The 2456-nt window shown below is 72.9% G+C and carries 3 protein-coding genes and 1 pseudogene; 1 reads left to right on the top strand and 3 read right to left on the bottom strand.

Going from position 1 to position 2456, the window contains the following annotated elements:
* From AC31A1_RS50160 to AC31A1_RS50150, 3 genes and pseudogenes are all read right to left on the bottom strand, one after another.
* A pseudogene (locus tag AC31A1_RS50160) lies at positions 1-1482 on the bottom strand (Mu transposase C-terminal domain-containing protein); the annotation flags it as partial.
* A 120-nt stretch (positions 1483-1602) separates the two neighbouring features.
* Positions 1603-1917 carry a hypothetical protein gene (locus AC31A1_RS50155; RefSeq protein WP_489659719.1) on the bottom strand — a complete coding sequence of 105 codons (315 nt, stop codon included), beginning with the start codon at positions 1915-1917 and terminating at the stop codon, positions 1603-1605.
* On the bottom strand, positions 1851-2234 hold the full coding sequence (locus AC31A1_RS50150; RefSeq protein WP_489659717.1) for an AAA family ATPase: 384 nt from the start codon (positions 2232-2234) through the stop codon (positions 1851-1853). Before AC31A1_RS50150 ends, AC31A1_RS50155 begins: the two co-directional genes overlap by 67 nt.
* Between AC31A1_RS50150 and AC31A1_RS50145 the strand changes: the two genes are divergently transcribed.
* Positions 2127-2456 (top strand): hypothetical protein (locus tag AC31A1_RS50145; RefSeq protein WP_489659718.1); only part of this gene is annotated, 330 nt, incomplete at its 3' end. The genes AC31A1_RS50150 and AC31A1_RS50145 overlap by 108 nt on opposite strands.

The raw sequence follows: 2456 nt of genomic DNA, 5'->3' as shown, positions 1-2456 counted from the left end.
GTACGCCAGTCGTCCGGGGGCGCGGCGGGCGGGATGAGGTCCGGCATCGCCAGATCCGACAGGGCGGTGCCGGCGGACCGGGCGAGTTCGGCCCCGGCCTGCGCGGTGGTCAGCGCACCGAGCCGCCGGGGCGCTTCCGGCTGGTTCACGGCGACGTAGCACTCGCGCTGGGAAGCCTCCAGGTCCTTCTTGAGGCGGCGGGTGCGGGCGGCCCGTGCTCGCCGTACGACGCTGACCTGCTCCTCGGTGGCCCGGTCGGCCAGACCGCAGGACCGAGGTAGCGGCCGGTAGCCGCGTGGTAGACCTCGATGCGGTGGTCGTGGTGGGGCATGACACGGACCCGGACCTGGATCCCGGCCTGCCCGGTCATCCACGCGCTCACGTAGCCGCGTTTCCTGAAGCGGACTCCGCAGGTGGTCAGCGTGCGAGTACCGGCGTCCTCCAGGGGGAACGTCCACAGATCTGCCGCGGGCACGTCCCGCAGCGGGTGGGATCGTCCTGCCACGCCTCAAGCGGAGTCTTTCCCCGCAAGGGCGCGGAGTGATGCTCGGTGTTCCACCACGAAGTCCAGGCCAGCAGCCGGCCGGTGAACTCCTCGAAGCCGAGCAGCACTTCGTCCTTCGGGCGGGAAGAGCGTTTGCCGGGGCGCGGCTGGCGGGCGAGCCGGGCAGCGCGGCCAGGAACATGCTCTCCACCGCCCGGTTGAGTCCCTCCACTGAGTCCCTCCACGGTGCCCTTGAGGTGGGGGGTGCAGGCGGGCAGGTCCTCCACCGTCACGTCCAGGAGATCGAACGCAGCGGTCACCGTCCTGGACAGGAAGTCCTTGCCGCGGTCCACACGCACCTTCTCCGGCAGGCCACCGAAGGGACCGCAGGGGTCCTCGCGCAGGACCGCGGAGCGCAGTGCGGACAGCACCGACTCCCGCGACGGATGCACCGGCGTGACGGCGACGCCGGTGATCGCGTTTGTCGCGCAGTCGGTGAACCAGGTGATCCACGGTCTGCGGGCCTTGCCGTCGACGTCGACCAGCACCGGGGCCTGCATGCGGTCGCTCTCCCACACCTGATCGCGCCAGCCCCGCGGCCGGGCCAGGAACACATCGTGCTCGCGCGCCGCCCGCCCGCCCTTCGCAAGTCCGGCCCGCTCCCCCGGCGTCAGGTCCCGCTGGATCGCACGGTGCAGCGCAGGAATCGACGGAGGCAGCTCTCCCCCACCCCTGACCGCGTGAGCGGTCAGCTCACGATGGACCGCCGCGACGTTGCCCTTCCACAAGGCCAGCAGGCGGCGCACCTCCGAGGTGACGGTGAAACGGCCCCTGCTCCGGGCCCGCGCCCCAGGCTCCGAGGCCGCGGACTCGTCCCGCCCGGCGGCGGCCAGCCACCGCCACACCGTACGCTCCGTCACCTCCAACGACTCCGCCATCAGCCGTACATGACGGGAAGCCACTTCCTGTTCCTGCCGCAGGGCGAGCAGCCGGCACACGGCAGGACCACGCAGCGCCGACAAGGCCGACAAGGAGGAAGAAGGCAGGCCCCCGCGCGTCCGCACCGTCCCCGTGCACGCCGGAGCGGGAAGCACCCCCTCCCGGCCCCAAGGCGCCGGTCACAGCGGCCCCATCAGCCGTGCGCAGGCCCGCTCCAGCATCCGGCGGTCCACTGCCGCACGGCTCTTGCCGTAGATCCCGGCGGTCAGGCGCGAGATGAGCTTCGCCCAGGTCCGGAAACTGCCGTGGCCCACATGCTCGTCCACCCACACGACATCGGCCTCGGCCACCTCCTCCCACAGCGAGTGGAAGGCCCCCATCGCCGCTGCCACCCCACCCGGACGAAGCCGCAGCACCAACTCCCAGGTCAGCACCCGAGAGGCCAGCGCAGGCACCCGGCGCAGCGCCCGTTCACCGCCCGCCCCCGCCAGCACAAGCGCCGTGTCCGCGCCCGGGTGGTCCCACAGCCCCGCAGAAACTCCAGCGCCGGTCCCGGAAGGCGCTGCGCCTCATCCAGTACCAGCACGCGGGGCTGTCGGAGCGCGTTCACCAGCATCAAGTCGGCCTCCCCCGCCCCGCGCGGCAGACGCCTGCCCAGCTCAAGGGCGTCCGCGAGTACCCGGCGCAGTTCGGGAACCGTCGGGTGCACACCACCGTGGAGCGGACGGACCCCGGCCGGGTGCGGCAGCCGGGGAAGGGCGTACCGCAGCGCGACGGCCTTGCCCTGGCCGGCGTCGCCGTACAAACACACCACCGCACCCACCGCCGCCGCGTGCGCGACCGCCCGCAGCACCGACCGCACAGCAGGCGCATGCACCACCCGCGCACCCGGCACCAGGACCGGGACCTGCACCAGATGCTTCTGCTCCCGCACAAACACCTGCCCACCGCCACCCTTCTCCGCCACCACGTCCCGGCCCAGCCCGCCGAGGAGACCCGGCCGGCGCGACCCGGCAACCTCAGGCTCCCGCCC

The sequence above is a fragment of the Streptomyces sp. P5F9 genome, assembly GCF_057961495.1.
Note: the sequence above shows the minus strand (reverse complement) of the source record. Positions and strands in the feature narration are given on the sequence as shown.